The following is a 23415-nucleotide window of genomic DNA, read 5'->3' as shown; positions in this document are numbered from 1 at the left end:
AGCCCGCTCCCACAGGGAACGAGCTGCTCTTGAGAGCTATCAGGCGTCCTGATAGCTCTCGATGGACGGGCAGGCGCACACCAAGTTGCGGTCACCAAACACGTTGTCGACCCGACCTACAGGCGGCCAGTACTTGCTTTCCACCAGGCTCGCCAGCGGGTACACCGCCTGCTCGCGGCTGTAGCCATGGGCCCACTCGCCAACCAGCTCGGCCGCAGTGTGCGGGGCGTTCTTCAGCGGGTTGTCGTCCTTGTCCAGGCTGCCGGTCTCCACGGCGCGGATCTCGTCGCGGATCTGGATCATCGCGTCGCAGAAGCGGTCCAGCTCTTCCTTGGCCTCGCTTTCGGTCGGTTCGATCATCAGCGTGCCGGCCACCGGGAAGGACATGGTCGGGGCGTGGAAACCGAAGTCGATCAGGCGCTTGGCCACGTCGTCGACACTGATGCCGCTGGTGTCCTTGAGTGGGCGCAGGTCGAGGATGCACTCGTGGGCGACCAGCCCATTGCCGCCCGTATACAGAACAGGATAGTGCTCTTCGAGGCGACGGGCGATGTAGTTGGCATTGAGGATCGCCATCTGCGACGCGCGCTTAAGGCCAGCACCGCCCATCATGCGGATGTACATCCAGGTGATCGGCAGGATGCTGGCGCTGCCGAACGGCGCAGCGCACACGGCGCCTTCGCGGTTCTCCAGCTGTGCGTGGCCCGGCAGGAACGGCGCCAGGTGCGACTTGACGCCGATCGGGCCGACGCCCGGGCCGCCACCGCCGTGCGGGATGCAGAAGGTCTTGTGCAGGTTAAGGTGGGAAACGTCGCCGCCGAACTTGCCCGGGGCGCACAGGCCGACCATGGCGTTCATGTTGGCGCCGTCGATATACACCTGGCCACCGTTGTCGTGGATGATCGCGCAGATCTCGCCGATCGCTTCCTCGAACACGCCGTGGGTCGACGGGTAGGTGATCATGATCGCGGCCAGGCGTTCGCGGTGTTCGATGGCCTTGGCGCGCAGGTCTTCGACATCGACGTTGCCACGTGCGTCACAGGCGGTGACCACCACGCGCATGCCGGCCATGTGCGCGGTCGCCGGGTTGGTGCCGTGGGCCGAGGAGGGGATCAAGCAGATGTCGCGGTGGCTGTCGCCGCGGCTGCGGTGGTAGGCGCGGATGGCCAAGAGGCCTGCGTACTCGCCCTGGGAGCCGGCGTTGGGTTGCAGCGACACGGCGTCGTAGCCGGTGGCGGCGCAGAGCATGGCTTCCAGCTCGGTGGTCATCTGCTGGTAGCCCTGGCTTTGCTCGGCCGGGGCGAACGGGTGCAGGTTGCCGAACTCGGCCCAGGTGACCGGGATCATTTCGCTGGCGGCGTTGAGCTTCATGGTGCACGAGCCCAGCGGGATCATGCTGCGGTCCAGCGCCAGGTCCTTGTCGGCCAGGCGGCGCAGGTAGCGCATCAGCTCGGTTTCACTGTGGTAGCGGTTGAACACCGGGTGTTCGAGGATGGCCGACTGGCGCAGCAGGGCGGCTGGCAGGCGCGAGCCGGTGCTGGCGGCCAGGGCGGCGAAGTCCGGTTGCGCTTGTGCGCCACCGAACAGCTGCCACAGCGCCTCGACGTCAGCCTGGGTGCTGGTCTCGTCGAGCGACAGGCCCAGATGGCCGGCATCGATCTGGCGCAGGTTGATACGTTGCGCGCGGGCCTTGTCGTGCAGGGCTGCAGTGGCGCTGCCGGTGGCCAGCGTCAGGGTGTCGAAGGCGGTTTCGCCAACCACTTCCAGCCCCAGAGCTTTCAGGCCAGCGGCGAGAACTGCGGTCAGCGCGTGGGTGCGTTCGGCGATGCGCTTGAGGCCTGCCGGGCCGTGGTAAACGGCGAACATGCTGGCGATGTTGGCCAGCAGCACCTGGGCGGTGCAGATGTTGCTGGTGGCCTTCTCGCGGCGGATGTGCTGTTCGCGGGTCTGCATGGCCAGGCGCAGGGCTGTCTTGCCGAAGCGGTCGATCGACACGCCGACCAGGCGCCCTGGCATGTCGCGCTTGTATGCATCACGGGTGGCGAAGTAGGCCGCGTGCGGGCCACCGAAGCCCAGTGGCACGCCAAAGCGCTGAGCGCTACCGATGGCTACATCGGCCTCGAACTCGCCCGGCGGGGTCAGCAGGGTCAGGGCCAGCAGGTCGGCAGCAACCGCCACCAGGGCGTTGGCGCCGTGCAGGCGCTGCACCAGCTCGCGGTAATCGAACACCTCGCCATTGCTGGCCGGGTATTGCAGCAGCGCACCGAAGAAGGCGCTGACATCGCCCAGCTCACGCTCGTCGCCGACCACGATCTCGATGCCCAGCGGCTCGGCACGGGTGCGCAGTACGTCGAGGGTCTGCGGGTGGCAGTGCACGGAGGCGAAGAAGGCGTGGCTGGCCTTGTTCTTCGACAGGCGCTTGCAGAAGGTCATGGCCTCGGCTGCGGCAGTGGCTTCGTCGAGCAGGGAGGCGTTGGCGATCGGCAGGCCGGTCAGGTCGCTGATCAGGGTCTGGAAGTTCAGCAGCGCTTCCAGGCGGCCCTGGGAAATCTCAGGCTGATAAGGGGTGTAGGCGGTGTACCAGGCCGGGTTTTCCAGCAGGTTGCGCAGGATCGGTGCCGGGGTGTGGGTGTTGTAGTAGCCCTGGCCGATGTAGTTCTTGAACAGCTGGTTGCGGCTGGCGATGGCCTTCAGTGCGGCGAGGGCATCGGCTTCGCTTTGGCCGTCTTCCGAGCCCAGTACGCTGGTGCCCTTGATGGTGTCGGGGATGACGGCGGCGGTCATCGCCTCCAGTGAGTCGAAGCCCAGGGTGGCTAGCATGGCCTGCTCGTCAGCGGCGCGTGGGCCGATGTGGCGGGCGATGAATTCGTTGGCGGTGCTGAGGTTGATGGTCATGGGCGGATTCCTCAGGCGTCGTCGTTGGCTTTGATCAGGCGGTCGTAGGCGTCCTGGTCGAGCAGGGCCGCTACTTCGTTCATGTCCGCCGGGGTGAAGCGGAAGAACCAGCCTTCGCCCAGCGGGTCTTCGTTGACCAGTTCCGGGCTGTCGTTCAGGCCTTCGTTCACGGCAACCACTTCACCGCTCAGGGGCATGTAGACGCCGCTGGCGGCCTTGACCGATTCGACGGTGGAGGCTTCGGCACCTTTTTCGTAGTGCTGCAGCTCCGGCAGTTGCACGTAGACCACATCGCCGAGGGCGTTCTGGGCGTAGGCGGTGATGCCTACGGTGACGCTACCGTCGGCTTCGACGCGCAGCCATTCGTGATCTTCAGTGAAACGCAACTCGCTCATGGGGAATCCTCGGGAAGCAGGGCGTTGGGCGCGGTGTGTCCGCGCTCTTGGGTTAAATATCCCTAAGCAAGAATGTGGCCATGAGAAGAAATAACTTATAAATCAATAACTTAAGAAATTTATAAAACGGCTTTGCGGATTTTTTGGAATGATATCGTTACAGATTGGCGGGAGAGCAAAAGGGTTTGAGGATCAAACCCTTGCGTGGAGGCTATGGCGTGCTTTTGTATCGAAATCGGTACGAAGTACTGATTTCGATACAGGCGAGGCCGTGGACGTCAAAGCGCTGCGAAAAACGGCAAGGCCAGGTACAGCTTGATCACGATGACGTTGATGATGTCGATGAAGAACGCTCCAACCATCGGCACCACCAGGAAGGCAATCTGCGAAGGCCCGAAGCGGTGCGTGACCGCTTGCATGTTGGCAATGGCCGTTGGCGTTGCGCCCAGCCCGAAACCGCAATGCCCTGCCGCCAGTACGGCTGCATCGTAGTTGCTGCCCATGATCCGGAATGTCACGAAGATGGCAAAAAGCGCCATTACCAAGGTCTGTGCCGCCAGCAGAGCGAAGAATGGCAAAGCCAGTGCAGCCAGATCCCAGAGTTTCAACGACATCAGCGCGATCGCCAGAAACAGCGACAAGCTGACATTGCCCAGTACCGATACTTCGCGCTCGAGTACCTGATAGCGGCCGAATGCTGAAAGCCCATTGCGCAGCATGACACCGACGAACAAGACACAAACGAATGTCGGCAATTCGAATGCGGTCTCATGCAGCTGCTTGTTCAACAAGGTGCCCGCCATCAAGCTGATGGCGATCAGCGCAAGGGTTTCGATCATTGAGAATGGCGTGATCAAGCGCTCTTGGTTCGGTTGCTCGAAACCTTTGGGCGCACGGGGTACTTCCTGTTCCAACCCCGGTGTCTGCACACGGTTGATGAGCAGGCGGGCGACAGGCCCGCCAATCAGCCCGCCCAGCACCAGGCCAAACGTGGCAGCGGCCAGGGCCAGCTCGGTGGCGGAGGCCAGGCCGTATTTCTCGCTGAAGGTGGCGCCCCAGGCTGCGCCCGTGCCGTGGCCGCCTGAGAGGGAAATTGAGCCGGACAGCAAACCCATCAGCGGGTCGAGCCCCAACACCGTGGCCAGGCCGATGCCCAGGGTATTCTGCACCACCAGCAGCCCGGTGACCGCCATCAGAAATACACCGACAATTCGCCCGCCTTTTTTCAGGCTGGCGATGTCGGCACTCAAACCGATGGTGGCAAAAAATGCCAGCATCAAGGGCGTTTGCAGGGAGGTATCGAACTGCACCTGCATGTCCATGGCGCGCAGGCCCAGAAGCAGCAGGGCAACCAGCAAACCGCCGGCTACCGGCTCGGGAATATTGTAAGTGCGCAGAAAACCGACGCGGTTCACCAGGCCGCGCCCCACTAGGAGCACCAGCGAAGAGGCCACCAGTGTGCCGTAGAAATCGAGTGCAAGCATTCAAGGTACTCTCTGCTCTGTTTAGCGGCGAACAGTCCTTGGTGCGCCTGAGGGGGAGCGAGTGTAGGTGCAGCGCCTGCGTTCTACGGGTAGGAAAAACCTGATAAACAATCGGAACTTACGTCAAAAATACTGGGGCGGATGGCGAACCCTTCAGCCTTTGCCTGGAATGCCGTACTTACGCAACCGAACAGCGATCGCGGTGTGCGATGTCTGCAGGCGCCCGGCCAGTTGCCGGGTGGAGGGGTAACTCGCATACAGGCGCTGCAACAGCTCGCGTTCAAAATCGCCCACCGCCTGCTCCAGGCTCGCCACTTCACCATCCTGCCCACGCGCCACCGAGGTGCCGGCGATGTCCAGGTCGCCGATGTCCACCAGGTTGCTTTCACAGATGGCCGCCGCGCGGAAAATCACGTTCTGCAGTTGGCGCACGTTGCCCGGCCAAGGATTGGCCAGCAGGGCCGAGTGAGTGGCCGGGGTCAGGCGGCAGGCCGGGCGCTGGATCTGCGTGCAGGCCTGCTGCATGAAGTAGTGCGCGAGCATGAGGATGTCCTGGCCACGGTCACGCAGCGGCGGCACCTGCAGGTTGAGCACGTTGAGGCGGTAGAACAGGTCTTCACGGAACGTGCCCTCGGCGACCATGCGTTCCAGGTCGCGGTGGGTGGCGCTGATGATGCGCACGTCCACCTTCACCTCACGGTCGCCGCCCACGCGGCGGAAGCTGCCGTCGCTGAGAAAACGCAGCAGTTTGGCCTGCAGGTACGGCGACATCTCGCCAATCTCGTCGAGAAACACCGTGCCCTGGTTGGCCAGCTCCATCAGCCCCGGCTTGCCACCGCGTTGTGCGCCGGTGAAGGCGCCGGGGGCGTAACCGAACAGTTCGCTCTCGGCCAGGCTTTCGGGCAGTGCAGCGCAGTTGAGGGCGAGGAACGGCGCCGCGTGGCGGCTGCTGATGGCATGGCAGGCGCGGGCCACCAGCTCCTTGCCGGTGCCAGTTTCGCCATGCACCAGCAGCGGCGCGTCGAGGGCTGCCACGCGCAAGGCGCGGGCCTTGAGGGTGCGGATCGCTGGGGACTCCCCCAGCAGCGCATCAAAGCCTTCGGCATGGTCGTGGTGCAGGGCCGAAAGGCGTTCGCCCATGCGGTTGGGCGGGTACAGGGTCAACAGGCCGCCGGCGTTGGTGATGGGCGTGGCATCCAGCAGCAGGCTCTGGCCGTTGAGCTGCATCTCGCGCATCGGCAGATGGAAGTTGTTGTCCAGCAGCGCCTGCAGCAGGGCCGGGTCACCGAACAGCTCGCCCACCGAACGGCCGGCCGACTCGCGGCCGCACAGGGCGATCAGCGCGGGGTTGGCCAGCAGCACCTGGCCGGCGCTGTCCACGGCCAGCACCGGGTCGCTCATGGCGGCCAGCAGGGCATCTAGCTGCAGGTGGCGGCGCTGGCCGGGGAGGATGTCGACCACGTCCACCGACTGTACGCCCCGCACTTCGAACAATGCATCGTGCAGCTCTTCGAGCACGGCGGGGCTAAGGGTCGGGGCATCGATGTAGACGTTCGGCGGGACCATCTCCACGGCGTCCAGGTTGAGGTTGCGGGCACCGAGCAGGGCAAGGACTTCCTGGGTGATGCCGACGCGGTCGATGAAGCTGACGTGGATGCGCATGGGGGAGGCGGGTGGTCATGGCCGGGGAGGCCAGTAGTATGCCTTGGGAGCGGTGTTAAACCCAATCGCCGGCAAGCCGGCTCCCACAGGTACCCCGCTGGGCCCAGGGTAGCGGAGTACCTGTGGGGCCGGCTTGCCGGCGATTGGGTCACTCCAGGTGTTCTGGCTTGATCGCGTCGCCCGATTTCACATCCAGCTTGGCGCGGATGTCTTCGAACATCGCGTCGTAGATCTTGTGCGGCGAGCTGAGGGTTTCGAACTTCTTGGGGGGGGCAAGATGGGCCTGGGCCTTGCGGCTCATTACCATCAGAAAACTAGGCAGTACCTGATCCTTGGGCAGAAAGAACTTTTCATCGACCGGCTTGCCCTCGATGCTGCCATGCATGTGGAACTGTATGCCTCGGCCTTCCTTGGGGTCCTGCGTCGTCGCCTCATATTCGATGTTGAGGTCGTAACTGTGGTCGGCGCTGTTCAGCGCAGTGCGTTCGATGTGCACGTGACCGGGTTGGAACTGGGCCATGGCGAAATCCTCCGGAAGGTCGAAAAAGGCGGGCGGCCAACGCCCGCCTACTGCATTCAACGGTAGCTGATACCCGGCTTGGCCGTGGAAACGCGGGTGCCGGCCGTGCCTTTGACGATGTCCTCGATGTTTTCCAGCGAGCTGATCACCGCCACTTTGCCGGTGTTGCGCGCGAAGTCACAGGCAGCCTGCACCTTCGGCCCCATGGAGCCGGCGGCAAAACCCAGCCGTTCGAGTTCGTCGGGGTGGGCCTGGGCAATGGCCTTTTGCGTGGGTTTGCCCCAGTCAATGTAAGCCGCATCGACGTCGGTGGCGATAATCAGAAGGTCGGCTTCCAATTGCTCGGCCAGCAGCGCCGAGCACAGGTCCTTGTCGATGACCGCCTCGATGCCTTTGAGCTTGCGGTTTTCATCGTACAGGGTGGGGATGCCGCCACCGCCTGCGCAGATTACGATGCTGTTTTTCTCCAGCAGCCACTTGATCGGGCGGATCTCGAAGATGCGCTTGGGTTTGGGGCTGGCCACCACGCGGCGGTACTTGTCACCGTCGGGCTTGACCACCCAGCCCTTTTCCTTGGCCAGGCGTTCGGCTTCTTCCTTGCTGTAGACCGGGCCGATGAACTTGGTCGGGTCCTTGAAAGCCGGGTCGTTGGCGTCGACCTCAACCTGGGTCAGCAGGGTGGCGAACGGCACTTCGAACGCCAGCAGGTTGCCCAGTTCCTGTTCGATCATGTAGCCGATCATGCCCTCGGTTTCGGCACCGAGCACATCCAGCGGGTAAGCTTCGTCGGGCTTGTAGGACAGCGCCTGGAGCGACAGCAGGCCAACCTGTGGGCCGTTGCCGTGGGCGATGACCAGCTCGTTGCCGGGGTGAATCTTGGCGATCTGCTCGGCGGCGGTGCGGATATTGGCGCGCTGATTGTCAGCGGTCATGGGCTCGCCGCGGCGCAGCAGGGCGTTGCCGCCCAATGCAACAACGATACGCATGGGAATGTCCTTTGCGAAGAGGGGGGGAGCGCCTCGTTCCTATGGGGGAGCCGGCTTGCCGGCGATCACAGGCGAAGCCGGTGCCATGCACTGTGTTGCCTGCATCGCCGGCAAGCCAGCTCCCACACTGTCGAGGTGGTTATCAGAGATCAGCCAGTGTCGAAACCAGGATCGCCTTGATGGTGTGCATGCGGTTTTCTGCCTGCTCGAAGGCGATGCACGCCGGCGATTCGAACACGTCATCGGTCACTTCGATGCCGTTGGCCAGGTCCGGATACTGCTCGGCGATCTGCTTGCCGACCTTGGTCTCGGAGTTGTGGAACGCCGGCAGGCAGTGCATGAACTTGGTCCGTGGGTTGCCGGTGGATTTCATGAGTTCGGCATTCACCTGGTAAGGCTTGAGCTGCTTGATGCGCTCGCCCCAGGCTTCGATTGGCTCACCCATCGACACCCAGACGTCGGTGTGCACGAAGTCCACGCCCTTGACCGCAGCTTTCGGGTCTTCGGTCAGGGTAATGCGTGCACCGCTTTCTTCAGCATACTGCTTGCAGCGCTCGACCAGGTCATCGTGCGGCCACAGCGCCTTGGGGGCGGCGATCCGTACGTCCATACCGAGCTTGGCGCCGATCAGCAGCAGCGAGTTCCCCATGTTGTTGCGCGCGTCACCCAGGTAGGCGTAGCTGATGTCGTGCAGCGGTTTGTCGCTGTGCTCACGCATGGTCAGCACGTCGGCGATCATCTGGGTCGGGTGGTATTCGTCGGTCAGGCCGTTGAACACGGGTACGCCGGCAAACTTGGCCAGTTCTTCGACGATTTCCTGCTTGAAGCCGCGGTACTCGATGGCATCGTACATGCGCCCGAGCACGCGGGCGGTATCCTTCATGCTCTCCTTGTGGCCGATCTGCGAGGAGTTGGGGTCGATGTAGGTGACGTTGGCGCCCTGATCATAGGCGGCGACCTCGAAGGCGCAGCGGGTGCGGGTGGAGGTCTTTTCGAAGATCAGGGCGATGTTGTTGCCCTTGAGGTGCTGCTGCTCGGTGCCGGTGTATTTGGCGCGCTTGAGGTCGCGGGACAGGTCCAGCAGGTACCTCAGCTCGCGGGTGGTGTGATGTTCGAGGCTGAGCAGGTTGCGGTTGTGGATGTTGAACGCCATGGTGATTCTCCTTGGATTCGGTAATCGGCCCGGCCACCGCCTTGTGGGGGCAGCCGGAGTAATGGTCGTTAGTAGTCGATTGGGTCGCGCACGATCGGGCAGGTCATGCAGTGGCCGCCGCCACGGCCCCGGCCAAGCTCGCCGGCGCTGATGGTGATGACCTCGATCCCGGCCTTGCGCAGCAGGGTGTTGGTGTAGGTGTTGCGGTCGTAGCCGATGACCACGCCTGGCTCCATCGCCACCACGTTGTTGCCGTCATCCCACTGCTCGCGCTCGGCGGCGAAGCTGTTGCCGCCGGTCTCGACCACACGCAGCTTGACGCCCAATTGCTCGCCCACCACTTCGATGAACGATTTGTTGATGCGGCGTACATCCATGCCGTAGGGCTTGCTTTCGTCCGGGCGGATGATGAACGGCACAATCTCTTTCACCACTTCCGGGAAGACCGTGACTAGGTCGCGGTCGCAGAAGCTGAACACGGTGTCCAGGTGCATGGCCGCGCGGGACTTTGGCAGGCCGGCGACGATCACTTCCTTGACGGCGCCCTTGGCGAACAGGTTCTGCGCCAGCTGGCCGATGGCCTGGCGCGAGGTGCGCTCGCCCATGCCGATGAGCACGATGCCATTGCCGATCGGCATCACGTCACCGCCTTCGAGGGTAGCGTTGCCGTGTTCCTTGTCCGGGTCGCCGTACCAGACCTGGAAGTCGGCGTTGGTGAACTCCTTGTGGAACTTGTAGATGGCAGTGGTCAGCAGGGTTTCCTGGCGTCGAGCCGGCCAGTACATCGGGTTGAGGGTGACGCCGCCATAGATCCAGCAGGTGGTGTCGCGGGTGAATTGGGTGTTCGGCAGCGGTGGCAGGATGAAGCTGGAGTGGCCCAGGTAGTCGTTGTACATCTTGACCACGTCGGCGCCTTCGCTCTGCGGCAGGTCCTGGCCGGCCACGCCGCCGATCAGAAACTCGGCCAGATGGCGTGGTTCGAGGCCTTCGAGCCAGCTTCGCACTTCGTTGGTCAGGCCGACCCCGACGGTATCAGGGGTGATCTTGCGGTCAAGGATCCACTTCAATGCTTCTTTGTCCTGCACGATGTCGGTCAGCAGGTTGTGCATCTCCAGCACATCCACGCCGCGCTCGCGCATCTTGGTGACGAAGTCGAAATGGTCACGCTTGGCCTGGTCCACCCAGATCACGTCATCGAACAGCAGCTCGTCGCAGTTGCTCGGGGTCAGGCGCTTGTGCGCCAGGCCTGGGGAGCAGACCATCACTTTGCGCAGCTTGCCGGCTTCGGAATGGACACCGTACTTCTGTTTTTCAGCGGACATTGTTCAATCCTCCATGTGGTGCAATGACGTGGGTCACAGGGTCAGGAAACCGTCGTACAGACCATAGGCTGCCACCAGGGCGCCGATGACCACGGCTGCGAAGATCAGTTTTTCCACGTTGGTAAAGATCGGTTGGCCAATTTCACGCTTGGCCTTGGCGAACAGAATGGCCCCCGGGGCGTACAGCAGGGCCGAGAGCAGCAGGTATTTCACGCCGCCGGCGTACAGCAGCCAGACGGCATACAGCAGGGCGACGGCGCCGATGAACAAGTCTTTCTTGCGCTCGGCCAGGGCCTGCTCGTAGGTTTCACCGCGCAGCGCCAGCAGGAAGCCATAGGCCGCCGACCACAGGTAAGGCACCAGGATCATCGAGGTGGCGAGGTAGATCAGCGACAGGTAGGTGCTGGCGGAGAACAGCGTGATCACCAGGAAGATCTGCACCATGGCGTTGGTCAGCCACAGCGCGTTGGCCGGCACCTGGTTGGCGTTCTCGCGGCGCAGGAACTCCGGCATGGTGTGGTCCTTGGCGGCGGCGAACATGATCTCGGCGCACAACAGCACCCATGACAGCAGGGCACCGAGCAGCGAGATGATCAGGCCGACGCTGATCAGCACCGCGCCCCAGTGGCCCACCACGTGTTCAAGCACTGCGGCCATCGAGGGGTTCTGCAGTTTGGCCAGTTCTGGTTGGGTCATGATGCCCAGCGACAGTACGTTGACCAGCACCAGGAACAGCAGCACGGTGACGAAACCGATGACCGTGGCCTTGCCCACGTCGGCGCGTTTTTCCGCTCGCGAGGAGAAGATGCTCGCACCCTCGATGCCGATGAACACCCAGACGGTGACCAGCATCATGTTGCGCACCTGGTTCATCACGCTGCCCAGCTCCGGTGTACCGGTGCCCCAGATGTCGGCGGTGAAGATGTCGAGCCGGAAGGCGAACAGGCAGATCAGGGCGAACAGCACCAGCGGCACGACCTTGGCCACGGTGGTGACCAGGTTGATGAACGCCGCTTCCTTGATGCCGCGCAGCACCAGGAAGTGCACCGCCCACAGCAGGATCGACGCGCCGATGATGGCGGCCGGGGTGTTGCCTTCACCGAAGATCGGGAAAAAGTAGCCGAGCGTGCTGAACAGCAGCACGAAGTAACCAACGTTGCCCAGCCAGGCACTGATCCAGTAGCCCCAGGCTGACGAGAAGCCCATGTAGTCGCCGAAGCCAGCCTTGGCATAGGCGTACACACCACCGTCAAGGTCAGGCTTGCGGTTGGCCAGGGTCTGGAACACGAACGCGAGGGTCAGCATGCCCACTGCAGTAATTGCCCAGCCAATCAATACCGCACCGACACCTGCACTGGCCGCCATGTTCTGTGGCAACGAGAAGATCCCGCCGCCAATCATCGAACCGACGACAAGCGCAACAAGTGCACCGAGTTTTAGTTTTCCGGAAGAATCAGACATTTAACAACTCCGTACCAGGAGAAAGTTGACGACAGAATAAATCCGTCGCCGGAGCCATGACCTGACGTGGATCAGTTCATGGCGTTGTGAAGTAGGAAAATGCCTTCACATGACTCCTGGAGAGTGCCGACAGCCTGGCTGCAGGCCACGTGCGCTGGCACCTCCATGTACATCTAGAGCAAACGCTCTGTTCAGCCTGCGAGCTTAGAAGCTAGTCGCTTTTGCCGTTTTCGCAAATATTTCTCAACAAATTCCAGGCGTAATAGGCTTCTTTAAAGTTGCCTAAGGGACAGGCGTTTATGTCAGGGCGCTGGTATAGACAAAGGCGTTATGAGTGCTATAGCTTTAATGGCTTTGCGTCTTATAAGTACGTGCTTTTATATGCAAATAAAGCTGTTTCAGGCGTGTGACAATGCACACAAAAGATGGGGATTCGCATGAGCGAACCAGGACAGAAACTGCGCCTTGGCGCGTTGATCGCACTGGTGGTCGGTTCGATGATTGGCGGCGGGATCTTCTCGTTGCCGCAAAACATGGCGGCACGCGCCGACGTTGGGGCTGTGCTGATCGGCTGGGGCATAACGGCAGTGGGCATGCTGGCGCTGGCCTTCGTGTTCCAGACCCTGGCCAACCGCAAGCCGGAGCTGGACTCGGGTGTGTATGCCTATGCCAAGGCCGGCTTCGGCGACTACATGGGCTTCTCGTCGGCCTGGGGCTACTGGATCAGTGCCTGGCTGGGCAACGTCGGCTACTTCGTGCTGCTGTTCAGTACCCTGGGTTTCTATTTCCCGGTGTTCGGCGAGGGCAATACGCCAATCGCCATCGGCTGTGCCTCGCTGCTGTTGTGGTCGGTGCACTTCCTGGTGCTGCGCGGCATCAAGGAAGCGGCGTTCATCAACCAGGTGACCACCGTGGCCAAGGTGGTGCCGCTGCTGATCTTCATCGTCATCGCCGCGTTCGCCTTCCGTGCCGACATCTTCACCCGCGATATCTGGGGCCTGAGCAACCCGCAGTTCGGCAATGTGCTGGACCAGGTGCGCAACATGATGCTGGTCACCGTGTTCGTGTTCATCGGCATTGAAGGCGCCAGCGTCTACTCGGGAAGGGCGCAGCGCCGTTCGGATGTCGGCAAGGCCACGGTGATCGGCTTTCTTGGCGTGCTGGCGCTGCTGGTGCTGGTCAACGTGTTGTCGCTGGGGGTGATGACCCAGCCGGAGCTGGCCGGTTTGCAGAACCCGTCGCTGGCGTCGGTGCTCGAGCATATTGTCGGGCCGTGGGGCGCATTGCTGATCAGTATCGGCCTGGCGATCTCGCTGCTGGGCGCCTTGCTGTCGTGGGCGCTGCTGTGCGCCGAGATTCTCTTTGCCACGGCGCGGGACAAGACCATGCCGCGCTTCCTGGCCAAGGAAAACGCCAACCACGTGCCAGCCAACGCGCTGTGGTTGACCAACTGCATGATCCAGGGCTTCTTGCTGATCACACTGGTGTCGGCGGGCACGTATACCAGCCTGATCTACCTGGCGTCGTCGATGATTCTGGTGCCTTACCTGTGGTCGGCCGCCTATGCGGTGCTGCTGGCCCTGCGCGGCGAGAGTTACGCAGGGCAGGAGGGGCTGCGGCGCAAGGACCTCTTGGTGGCGGCAGTGGCGTTGGTGTATGCGGTGTGGCTGCTGTACGCCGGCGGGCTCAAGTACCTGCTGCTGTCGGCGTTGCTGTATGCGCCAGGGGTGATCCTGTTCGCCCGGGCCAAGCGCGAGCAAGGCCAGGTGCTGTTCACCCCCTGGGAGAAGCTGATTTTCGCGGCGGTACTGGTGGGCGCGGCACTGGCGGCCTATGCGCTCTATTCAGGGTTGCTGAGCCTGTGAAGCCGGCCTGCAGGCGCGCTCTGGCCGGGACCAGATCCACAGGTTGCCCAGGCTCATGCCGGCGATGGCCAGGAATACCGGCCAATGGTGTTCGAGGAAGGTCAGCATCAGGCCGGCGCACACCAGCATGCTGATGGTCGCACTCACCTTTGCCCGGCGCTGGATCACCTTGCCATTGCGCCAGTTGTAGAGGATGGGCCCGAACAACCGGTGGTTCTCCAGCCATGCTGACAGGCGCGGCGAACTGCGGGTCGCCGCCCAGGCGGCCAGCAGGATGAATTCAGTGGTCGGCAGGCCTGGGATGACAATGGCGATCAGGCCGATACCCAAGCTCACGTAAGCCAGGATGCCATACAGCAGGCGCGACAGTTTCGAGCGGGCAGGTGGGGTCATGGTCTCACTGCGAAAAACGGTCCGGCCACCGGAGAGGTGGCCGGGTAAAGCGTATCAGGCCAGCGCACTGTCGGCAGCGTAGGCATGCTTGAGCAGTTCGGTGAAGCGCTCGAAGGCGGCGACTGCACCACGCTCGGCGGCAGCGTCGTCCTCGGCCGACAGCTCCAGGCCATCGAGAATACGGGTGAACTGCTTCCAGCCTTCAGCGCGGCCGCCGGCCGGTTCGCCCAGGTGACGAGCACCGAAGCTGTCGGACAGTTCCAGGGCCACGGCACGCTTGATCAGAAACGCAGCGCCCAGTTTGGAGCCTTCGGAGACGAAGATCCAGCCCAATGCCTCGGCCAGGCTCGGGTTCTGCAGTGCGCCGGGCACACTGGCTGGCACTTGCGTGTCGAGGTCGGCGAGGTCCAGGCGGGCTTGCTCTGCGCGGCAGCGCGCGGCCAGGTCGGGGACGATGGCGATCAGTTGCGGGTCGTTGTACAGGGCCTGCAGCTCGGACTGGAACAGGTACTGGGCGACGACGAAACGGGCGAAGCTTTCCCGGCTGTCGAACGGCGCGTGGGATTTGACCAAGGCGTCGAGTTCGGTGTGCGGGGCGTGGGTGACCTGGTTGAGGCGTTGCGAGCGCAGGGCTGGGCGGTCGGTCATGGGGGTGTCCTTGGAAAATGGGGGCGTCTAGTGACAAGACGAAACAGCGGGGTGGGGACAGTAAAAAAACTGGTTGTTTGTGTTGTCAGTTCTGGCCCCATCGCCAGCAAGCCGGCGATGGGGCCAGTGCCGATCAGCTCAGGTCAGATATCCCACACCACATTGATGGCGAAGTTGCGGCCCGGCATGGTCAGGCGGTCCAGGTTGGCCGGCTGGGTCACACCCGCTTCACCCTGGCCGTCGTAACCGCGCACCGAATCCCACTGCCAGTATTTCTTGTCGGTCAGGTTGTACAGCCCGGCGTTGACGGTGACGTCGTCGGTCACTTTGTAGAAGCCGCTCAGGTCCAGCACGCCGTAGCCAGGGGTGCGGAACTGCGAGCTCTGGCCGTCCGGTGCGAAGAAGGTGGTGTCGTCGACACGGGTCTTGCGCTTGACCAGGGTCCAGCTCAGCAGGCCGCCGTAGTTTGGCTGCTCGTAACCCAGGCCGAACACGCCGGTCAGCGGGTTGACGCTGTTCAGCGGCTGGCCGTTGTCATCGTTGCGGCCGTAGGCGTAAGCGATCGAACCTTGGGTGTAGAGGCCCTCTGGCGCACCGAAGTGGTCGAGGTTGAGGCGGCCCTTGACCTCGGCGCCCTTGATGGTGGCGTGCTTGATGTTGTTGGCCTGGAAGGTGGTTTCCAGGTTCGCCGACTGCACCGCATCTTCGTCGATGAAGTCGCGGTACTTGTTGTAGAACACGGCGGCGCTGAAATTGCCGGCATCGAAGTTGCCACGCAGGCCGGTCTCGTAGCTTTTGCTCTTCTCCGGTTCAAGCCCCGGGTTGCCCTGCACGCTGTAGCCCAAGGTCGGGTTCTCGAAGCGGCCGTACATCGACTTGGCCGTCGGCGTGCGGAAGCCTTCGGCGTACTGGCCGTACCAGGTGTAGTTGTCGTTGAAGGCGTAGGTCAGGCCGAACTTGGGCGACACGCGGTGCCACTTCTTGTCCGAGTCGTCCAGGGCGCCTGGCGCCGCGCCCGAGCCCTGGATACCGCGCAGGAACGCGTCGGTGAACTTCGGTTCCATACGCGTGTAGTCGTAGCGGGCACCGGGCATGAAGGTCCAGTTGTTCCAGCGGATTTCATCCTGCACGAACAGGCTGTAGGTGTTGATGGTCGGGTCCGGGAAGTCGCTGACCAGGGCCTGGGCATCGCCGGTGCTGACCTGGCCGATGGCGCGGCAGGTGCCGCCGACGGCCAGGCAGGTGCCGGTGCCGCTGCGCGAGCCGGTGACCTTCTCGTGCTTGAGGGTGGTGCCGTAGGTCAGCAGGTGGTCGGTGGCGCCGATGCTGAAGGCTTTGTCCAGCTGGGCGTCGAAGACCCACTGACGGTCCTTGTAGGTGGTGTCGCGGGTACGCAAGACCGTGCGGCTGAACGGGAAATAGACCTCCTCGGTGTGCTGGTCGGTCTTGGCGATCTGGTAGTTGAGGCTCCACTTCATGTGGTCGGCCACCAGAGAATCCAGGCCGAACTCATGGTTGATGCCAAAGCGTTCGCGGGTCACGGTGTCGTTGCCGTTGCGGCTGCGGTACATGCCCAGGCCTGAGCCGCTGGTGAACGGGCCGCCCACGGCGCTGAGGATGTTCTGGTCGCGGTCATCCTTGTAACGCTCGTAAGTGAAGCCCAGGCGCGCGTCGTCGGCGTAGTTCCAACCAAGCTTGGCCAGCACGTTGGTGGTGCGCACGTCTTCCGGGTTGGCTTCGGTGCGCGACAGCCCGCTGCCGCCGTGCTCGCCGTAGGATTCGGTTTCGTGGCCATTGCGCTGGCTGACGTGCAAAAGGCCGTCGAAGTCGCCCTGGCGGCCGGCCACGGTGGCCGACGTCAGCCAGCTTTCGTCAGCCGAGCTGTAGCCGGTCTTCAGGCGCGCGCCAACATCCTTGCCGGGCTTGATGATGTCGTCAGGGTCGAGGGTGAAGTAGCTGACCGCACCGCCGATGGCATTGCTGCCGTACAGCACCGAGGCCGGGCCCCGGAGGATTTCCACGCGCTTGACGATCTCGGGGTCGACGTAGTTGCGCTGGGTCTGGGCGTAGGGGCCGTAAAAGAAGCTGTCGGGGATCGACACACCGTCGATCTGGGTCAGGACGCGCTCACCGTCGATGCCGCGGATGTTGTACCCGTTCAGGCCACTGCGCTGGCCGGTGCCGCCGACCGACACACCCGGCTCATAGCGCACCAGTTCCTGGATGTTATTGACGTTCTGCCGGTCCAGTTGCTCGCGTGTCTGCACACTCACGGTGCTGGGCACCTGGCTGACGTCCTGAGCGCTGCGGGTGGCGCTGACGGTCATCTGCTGCAGGGCGATGGCATTGCCCGCCGACTGGCGTTCGAGCACCACATTGCCGTTGCCGATCTTGCGATAGCCCAGGCCGGTACCTTGCAGCAGTTGTTTCAGTGCCGCTTCAGGAGGCAGCGAGCCGCGTACACCTGGCGAAGCCACACCGTCGGCCAGTTCGGCGCTGAAGCCCACCTGCCAGCCGGTCACCTGGCTGAAGGCGTTGATGGCCTCGACCAGGGGCTGCTGGGCGATGCTGAAGCGGTAGTCACCCATGCGTGGGCTTGTCGCCTGCGCAGGTTCTGCGGCCAGCGCCGGCAGGCCGCAGGCGCCACTGGCGAGCAGGGCCAGGGTCAGCAGGGACAATTGGCCGGTACGGCGGGGAAGGGGGGACGGGCGAGTTGGACCTGTGGACATCGAAAGCGCTCCCTGACGCGCGAACTGTTATAGGTGATTACCGTTCCTGTTTTCAAACAAGAATCAGTTGCATTGGCTATAACGAGACGGGCGGGCCAGGGTGATCGCGTAAAAATAATTTTCAGGTCAGTTGAGGATGACCACGGCGGGGTATTCGTGCAGTTGCGCAGAGGTGATGTGGGCCAGTGCGCGCAGGGTTTCCAGCGGCTGGTCGAGGCGGTAGTTGCCGGTCACCGCCATGTCGTCGAGGTGGGCGTTGCGGCTGATGATCCAGCCCGGGTAGTAGCGCCGCACTTCGGCCAGAACCTGGCTCAGCGGGCAGTTTTCGAAGACCAGGCGGCCGTCGATCCAGGCCAGGTCCTTGTGCATGTCCGGGCGCTGGCGTTGGCCGAAGCCTTTGGGGCCGACGCTGATGCTGTCGCCGGCGCTGAGGCGGATACGCTGGTCGCTGGCAGCCTGCAGGTCAACGTCGCCGCGTTGCACGCGGACCTGCGCCTCGCCATCGAGGTAGCGCACGGCAAAATCGGTGTCGCGCACCTGCGCCCGTAGCGGGCCGGCCTGTACTTCCAAGGGCAGCTGGGCGCCACCCGGCACCTGGAAATACGCCTCGCCTTGCAGCAGGCGCGCCACCTGGCGGCCTTCGCGCAGGTCGCTGGCGAACGCCGAATTGGTGTTGAGCAGCACCTTGGCCCCGTCATCCAGTTGCAGGCGCTGACGCTCGCCCACCACGGTCAGGTGGTCGGCCTGCAGGCGCACTGGCAGGTTGCCGACGGTGAACAGCCCGACCAACAGCACGGCGGCAGTCGCCAGCGGTTTCCAGTGGCTGCGCAGGCGCCCACGGATGGAGCGGCGCCGGCCCTGGTGCATCTGTGTGGCGGCCTGGCGCAGAGGGGTGCCGTTCCACACGGCTTCGGCTTCGACGTAGGCCTCGGCGTTTTCCGGCGCGGCGCTGAGCCATTGCTCGAAGGCCAGGGTGTCGGCTTCGCTGGCGCATTGCAGGCGTACGAGCCAGTCCAGCGCCTCGTCCATCGCACGGGCGCGGGCGTCGGGCCCGGCGGTTGGCGGGCGAGGGACGGGGCTGTCGGTCACGGTGAATCCTTGAAATGATTTTCCCGAATGATCACGGCTAAGGCGGAACGTGGCAAGCGCTTCGCCTCGTTCGACTGGCCAGCGGTCGTCTCACTTGAGGCGATCGGCCACACCCATGCAGATGGCCATGATCAGTTTCAGTTCCTTCTGTACCGTGCTGGCCGAGACGTTCAGTTGCTCGGCGATTTCCAGGTAGCTGGCACCGTGCAGGCGGCTGAGGATGAAGATGCGCTGCTGGCGCTCGCTCAGCTGGTTGAGGCTGACGCTCAGGTGTTTGAGCAGTTGCTCGGCGTGTGCGGCATCTTCGCTGCTGCTCAGTGGTGCGGCGACGTTGTGGAGGATTTCGTCGGGCACGTCGTCGACCAGCATGCGCGATTGCACCCGGCGTGTGCGCAGATGGTCCAGGGCCAGGTTGCGGGCGGTCTGGAACACAAAGGGCTCGAGGTGCTCGATAGGCCGTTCGCCCAGGGCACGGGACACCCGCAGGTAGGTTTCCTGCAGCAGGTCCTCGGCGGTGTTGGGGTTGCCGACCATGCGCTGCAGGGTGCGCAGCAGGGAAAGGCGCTGGACGAGGAAGATGGAGTTGAACCGGGACTGACTCACGGGGTGACCTGGCCGACGAAAGGTTAATGATAATGCTTATCATCTGCCCTGTTGGTCAAGCATGGAAGTGTTAGGAAAAGGTAAAGATTGTGGTTTGAAGGCCCGGCCCAACTGCCGGTTCACCGGCAATCGGGCCATCGCGCGTCAGCGGGCGCTGCACAACGCCAGGCAGTTATCCAGCATGCGGTTGGAGAACCCCCACTCGTTGTCGTACCAGGCCATCACCTTGAGCATCTTGCCGTTGGCACGGGTGTGGTTGGCATCGAAGATCGACGACAGCGGGTTGTGGTTGAAGTCGCACGACACCAGCGGCAGGGCGTTGTAGCCCAGCACCTTGGAGTGCCGGCTGGCTTCGAGGAACAGTTGGTTGACCTGCTCGGCGGTCGCTTCACGCTTGAGGTTGACGGTCAGGTCGACCAGCGACACGTTGATCACCGGCACGCGCACCGCCAGCCCTGTCAGCTTGCCGGCCAGTTCCGGCAATACCAGGCCCACGGCTTCGGCGGCGCCGGTCTTGCTCGGGATCATCGACTGGGTGGCCGAGCGGGCGCGGTACGGGTCGCTGTGGTAGACGTCGGTCAGCACCTGGTCGTTGGTGTAGGCGTGGATGGTGGTCATCAAGCCCTGCTCGATGCCGAACTCGCGGTGCAGCACCTGGGCGATCGGCGCCAGGCAGTTGGTGGTGCAGGAGGCGTTGGAAATGACCTGGTGCGAGGCGCGCAGGATGTCGTGGTTGACCCCATACACCACCGTGGCATCGGCGCCTTTGGCCGGGGCCGAGACGATCACCTTGCCTGCGCCCGCTGCCAGGTGCGCGGCGGCCTTGGCGCGGTCGGTGAACAGCCCGGTGCACTCGAACACCACGTCGATCGCTTCGGCCTTCCAGGGCAGCTCGGCCGGATTGCGGATGGCGCTGACCGCGATACGGTCACCGTTGACCGTCAAGCTCTCGTGATCGGCCTCGACCGATGCATCGAATGTACCGTGCACGCTGTCGTATTTGAGCAAGTGGGCGTTCATCGCGCTGTCGCCCAGGTCGTTGATGGCGACGACCTGCAGGTCCTGGCGGTAGCCTTGGGTATACAGTGCGCGCAGGACATTGCGCCCGATGCGGCCGAATCCGTTGATGGCGATGCGTAGGGTCATGGCAGTACCTCTGGCAGTCCGAGTGAAACCTGTGGCACAAAGAAGCTTCACTGAAACGGTTTTGTTGTTGGAATTACAAGATTATTCACTGAGCGATAGAAAACAAGCCTTTTTACTGGCAGTATTTTGTTTAAATATACAACGAGTGGTCGGGTGAGCCGCCTCCTCGATGCGCAGGGCCCCTTACACTGGAGCCTAGGCCGCAATCGTTTGGAGGGGAAATGCCCGGTAAACCGCCCTTACCGTTAGCCTGGAGTCCCGTACATGCACCCGCGCATCCTTGAGGTCACCCAACGGCTGGTTGAACGCAGCCGTGCCACCCGTGAACGCTACCTGCAGCTGATTCGCGGCGCGGCCAGTGACGGACCCATGCGGGCCAGCCTGCAGTGCGCCAACTTCGCCCACGGCGTGGCCGGGTGTGGCGCCGAAGACAAGCAGAGCCTGCGGCTGATGAACGCCGCCAACGTGGCCATCGTCTCGGCTTACAACGACATGCTTTCGGCGCACCAGCCCTACGTGCACTTCCCTGATCAGATCAAGCAGGCCCTGCGCGAAGTCGGCTCGGTCGGCCAGTTCGCCGGCGGCGTGCCGGCCATGTGCGATGGTGTGACTCAGGGCGAGCCCGGCATGGAACTGGCCATCGCCAGCCGTGAAGTGATTGCCATGTCCACTGCGGTAGCGCTGTCACACAACATGTTCGACGCCGCGCTGATGCTCGGCATCTGCGACAAGATTGTCCCCGGCCTGATGATGGGCGCGCTGCGCTTCGGTCACCTGCCGACCATTTTCGTGCCGGGCGGCCCGATGGTGTCCGGCATCTCCAACAAGCAGAAAGCCGATGTGCGCCAGCGCTATGCCGAAGGCAAGGCCAGCCGCGAGGAACTGCTGGAGTCGGAGATGAAGTCCTACCACAGCCCGGGTACCTGCACCTTCTATGGCACGGCCAACACCAACCAGCTGGTAATGGAAGTGATGGGCCTGCACTTGCCGGGTGCCTCGTTCGTCAACCCCTACACGCCGCTGCGCGACGCGCTCACCGCCGAGGCCGCGCAGCAGGTCACGCGCATGACCAAGGCCAGCGGCAGCTTCATGCCTCTGGGCGAGATCGTCGACGAAAAAGCGCTGGTCAACTCCATCGTCGCCCTGCATGCCACGGGCGGTTCGACCAACCACACCTTGCACATCCCGGCGATTGCCCAGGCGGCGGGCATCCAGCTGACCTGGCAGGACATGGCCGACCTGTCCGAGGTGGTGCCGACCCTGTCCCACGTCTACCCCAACGGCAAAGCCGACATCAACCACTTCCAGGCCGCCGGTGGCATGGCCTTCCTGATCCGCGAGCTGCTCGACGCCGGCTTGCTGCATGAAGACGTCAACACCGTGGCCGGCTACGGACTTCGCCGCTACACCCAGGAACCGTTCCTCGACAACGGCAAGCTGGTCTGGCGCGAGGGCCCGCAAGACAGCCTCGACGAAACCATCCTGCGCCCGGTGGCGCGGCCATTCTCCGCCGAGGGCGGCCTGCGGGTGATGGAAGGCAACCTCGGCCGTGGGGTGATGAAAGTGTCTGCGGTCGCCCCCGAGCACCGCGTGGTGGAAGCCCCGGCACGGGTGTTCCAGGACCAGCAGTCACTGGCCGATGCATTCAAGGCCGGCGAGCTGGAATGTGATTTCGTGGCCGTGGTGCGCTTCCAGGGGCCACGTTGCAACGGCATGCCCGAGCTGCACAAGCTGACGCCATTCCTCGGTGTACTGCAGGACCGCGGCTACAAAGTCGCGCTGGTCACCGACGGGCGCATGTCGGGCGCGTCGGGCAAGATCCCGGCCGCCATTCATGTTTGCCCCGAAGCGTTTGACGGCGGCCCGCTGGCGCGGGTGCGCGATGGTGATATCGTGCGCGTCGATGGTGTCGAAGGCACGCTGCGGGTCATGGTGTCGGCCGAGGAGTTGGCCAGCCGCGACCTGCCGCCAGCCCCCCAGGGCAATGACCTGGGCTGCGGGCGCGAGCTGTTCGGCTTCATGCGCATGGCGTTCAGCCCGGCCGAACAGGGCGCGAGCGCCTTCACCTCGGCTTTGGAGAACCTCAAATGAAGGACCTGCTGGTTGGCGACATCGGTGGCACCAATGCCCGTTTTGCGTTGTGGCGTGACAACCAGCTGTACCAGGTGAAGGTCTTCGCCACTGCCGACTACACAAGCCCCGAGCAGGCCATCGAGGCCTACCTTGACGATCACGGCATCGCCCGTGGTGGTTTGTCAGCGGTGTGCCTGGCGGTCGCCGGGCCGGTCGATGGCGACGAGTTTCGCTTCACCAACAACCATTGGCGGCTGAGCCGCAGCGCATTCTGCAAGACCTTGCAGGTCGAGCGGCTGCTGCTGATCAACGACTTCTCGGCCATGGCCCTGGGCATGACCCGCCTGCAACAGGGCGAGTACCGCGAAGTCTGCCCCGGCCAGGCCGACCCGTTGCGGCCCGCACTGGTGATCGGGCCTGGCACCGGCCTGGGTGTCGGCAGCCTGCTGCGCCTTGGCGAGCAGCATTGGCAGGCGTTGCCGGGCGAGGGCGGGCATGTCGACCTGCCGGTCGGCAATGCCCGTGAAGCGGCGATCCACCAACAGATTCACAGCCAGATCGGCCATGTAAGTGCCGAAACCGTACTCAGCGGTGGTGGCCTGGTGCGCTTGTACCAGGCCATCTGCGTGCTGGACGGCGCCACACCGCGGCACAAGACCCCTGCAGACATCACCGACGCGGCCCTGGGCGGCGAGCCACAGGCGTTGGCGGTGGTCGAGCAGTTCTGCCGCTTCCTGGGCCGCGTGGCCGGTAACAATGTGCTGACCCTGGGGGCGCGTGGCGGAGTTTTTATTGTCGGCGGCGTGATCCCGCGCTTCGCCGAGCTGTTTATGCGCAGTGGTTTTGCTGCGAGTTTTGCCGACAAGGGTTGCATGAGTGGCTACTTTGCCGGCGTGCCGGTGTGGCTGGTGACGGCGGAATTCTCTGGACTGCTGGGCGCCGGGGTGGCATTACAGCAAGCGCTGGATCACTGAATTGTGAACGGGGCGCG

At 63.5% G+C, this 23415-nt stretch carries 18 protein-coding genes; 3 read left to right on the top strand and 15 right to left on the bottom strand.

What is annotated here, in order from left to right; all coding sequences use genetic code 11:
- Positions 1-39 precede the first annotated feature (39 nt).
- The 9 genes from gcvP to arcD (ACIPIJ_RS03550) all read right to left on the bottom strand — a co-directional run bounded on the left by gcvP (position 40) and on the right by arcD (ACIPIJ_RS03550) (position 11878).
- Complete coding sequence (gene gcvP / locus ACIPIJ_RS03590) at positions 40-2895, bottom strand: aminomethyl-transferring glycine dehydrogenase (RefSeq protein WP_401072750.1); 2856 nt, start codon at positions 2893-2895, stop codon at positions 40-42.
- An 11-nt stretch (positions 2896-2906) separates the two neighbouring features.
- A complete protein-coding gene (gene gcvH, locus ACIPIJ_RS03585) occupies positions 2907-3290 on the bottom strand; it encodes a glycine cleavage system protein GcvH (protein WP_401072748.1) in 384 nt (127 codons plus the stop codon).
- 278 nt (positions 3291-3568) lie between these two features.
- On the bottom strand, positions 3569-4774 hold the full coding sequence (gene gltS, locus ACIPIJ_RS03580; RefSeq protein WP_401072746.1) for a sodium/glutamate symporter: 1206 nt from the start codon (positions 4772-4774) through the stop codon (positions 3569-3571).
- A gap of 153 nt (positions 4775-4927) precedes the next feature.
- The gene (locus tag ACIPIJ_RS03575; protein ID WP_401072744.1) at positions 4928-6436 is read right to left on the bottom strand and encodes a sigma-54-dependent transcriptional regulator; all 1509 of its coding nucleotides are present in this window, start codon (positions 6434-6436) and stop codon (positions 4928-4930) included.
- Between the two features lie 148 nt (positions 6437-6584).
- Positions 6585-6956, bottom strand: a complete 372-nt coding sequence (locus tag ACIPIJ_RS03570; protein WP_401072742.1) for a DUF5064 family protein — start codon at positions 6954-6956, stop codon at positions 6585-6587.
- Positions 6957-7012: 56 nt separating this feature from the next.
- Positions 7013-7942: a carbamate kinase gene (gene arcC, locus ACIPIJ_RS03565; RefSeq protein WP_401072740.1), complete on the bottom strand. Its 930-nt coding sequence runs from the start codon at positions 7940-7942 to the stop codon at positions 7013-7015.
- A gap of 142 nt (positions 7943-8084) precedes the next feature.
- Positions 8085-9095, bottom strand: coding sequence for an ornithine carbamoyltransferase (locus tag ACIPIJ_RS03560; protein WP_010952185.1), 1011 nt, complete (start codon positions 9093-9095; stop codon positions 8085-8087).
- Between the two features lie 68 nt (positions 9096-9163).
- Entirely contained in the window at positions 9164-10417 is a 1254-nt protein-coding gene (arcA, locus tag ACIPIJ_RS03555) for an arginine deiminase (RefSeq protein WP_401072738.1), read from the bottom strand.
- A gap of 33 nt (positions 10418-10450) precedes the next feature.
- Positions 10451-11878, bottom strand: a complete 1428-nt coding sequence (arcD, locus tag ACIPIJ_RS03550) for an arginine-ornithine antiporter (protein WP_401072736.1) — start codon at positions 11876-11878, stop codon at positions 10451-10453.
- 437 nt (positions 11879-12315) lie between these two features.
- On the opposite strand from arcD (ACIPIJ_RS03550), the gene arcD (ACIPIJ_RS03545) reads away from it, so the two are divergent.
- Positions 12316-13743, top strand: coding sequence for an arginine-ornithine antiporter (gene arcD, locus ACIPIJ_RS03545; protein ID WP_401072734.1), 1428 nt, complete (start codon positions 12316-12318; stop codon positions 13741-13743).
- Here arcD (ACIPIJ_RS03545) and ACIPIJ_RS03540 read toward each other — a convergent pair.
- The 6 genes from ACIPIJ_RS03540 to gap form a co-directional block, all read right to left on the bottom strand.
- The gene (locus ACIPIJ_RS03540; protein ID WP_401072732.1) at positions 13723-14136 is read right to left on the bottom strand and encodes a YbaN family protein; all 414 of its coding nucleotides are present in this window, start codon (positions 14134-14136) and stop codon (positions 13723-13725) included. The genes arcD (ACIPIJ_RS03545) and ACIPIJ_RS03540 overlap by 21 nt on opposite strands.
- A 54-nt stretch (positions 14137-14190) precedes the next feature.
- On the bottom strand, positions 14191-14784 hold the full coding sequence (locus ACIPIJ_RS03535) for a biliverdin-producing heme oxygenase (RefSeq protein ID WP_401072730.1): 594 nt from the start codon (positions 14782-14784) through the stop codon (positions 14191-14193).
- 143 nt (positions 14785-14927) lie between these two features.
- Positions 14928-17513 carry a TonB-dependent receptor gene (locus ACIPIJ_RS03530; RefSeq protein WP_401072728.1) on the bottom strand — a complete coding sequence of 862 codons (2586 nt, stop codon included), beginning with the start codon at positions 17511-17513 and terminating at the stop codon, positions 14928-14930.
- Positions 17514-17639: 126 nt separating this feature from the next.
- Positions 17640-18602: a FecR family protein gene (locus ACIPIJ_RS03525; protein ID WP_401072726.1), complete on the bottom strand. Its 963-nt coding sequence runs from the start codon at positions 18600-18602 to the stop codon at positions 17640-17642.
- Between the two features lie 90 nt (positions 18603-18692).
- Complete coding sequence (locus tag ACIPIJ_RS03520; protein WP_401072724.1) at positions 18693-19205, bottom strand: RNA polymerase sigma factor; 513 nt, start codon at positions 19203-19205, stop codon at positions 18693-18695.
- A gap of 144 nt (positions 19206-19349) precedes the next feature.
- A complete protein-coding gene (gene gap / locus ACIPIJ_RS03515; protein ID WP_401072722.1) occupies positions 19350-20351 on the bottom strand; it encodes a type I glyceraldehyde-3-phosphate dehydrogenase in 1002 nt (333 codons plus the stop codon).
- Between the two features lie 264 nt (positions 20352-20615).
- Between gap and edd the strand changes: the two genes are divergently transcribed.
- Positions 20616-22442 (top strand): phosphogluconate dehydratase, encoded by a 1827-nt coding sequence (gene edd, locus ACIPIJ_RS03510; protein ID WP_401072720.1) that lies wholly within the window; start codon positions 20616-20618, stop codon positions 22440-22442.
- Complete coding sequence (locus ACIPIJ_RS03505) at positions 22439-23398, top strand: glucokinase (protein WP_401072718.1); 960 nt, start codon at positions 22439-22441, stop codon at positions 23396-23398. The genes edd and ACIPIJ_RS03505 overlap by 4 nt, the downstream gene beginning before the upstream one ends.
- The last annotated feature ends 17 nt before the right edge of the window (positions 23399-23415 follow it).

The organism is Pseudomonas sp. NPDC087185, assembly GCF_044744955.1.
In the GTDB taxonomy this organism is placed as follows: Bacteria; Pseudomonadota; Gammaproteobacteria; order Pseudomonadales; family Pseudomonadaceae; genus Aquipseudomonas.
This window is presented reverse-complemented; position numbering and strand designations above follow the sequence as displayed.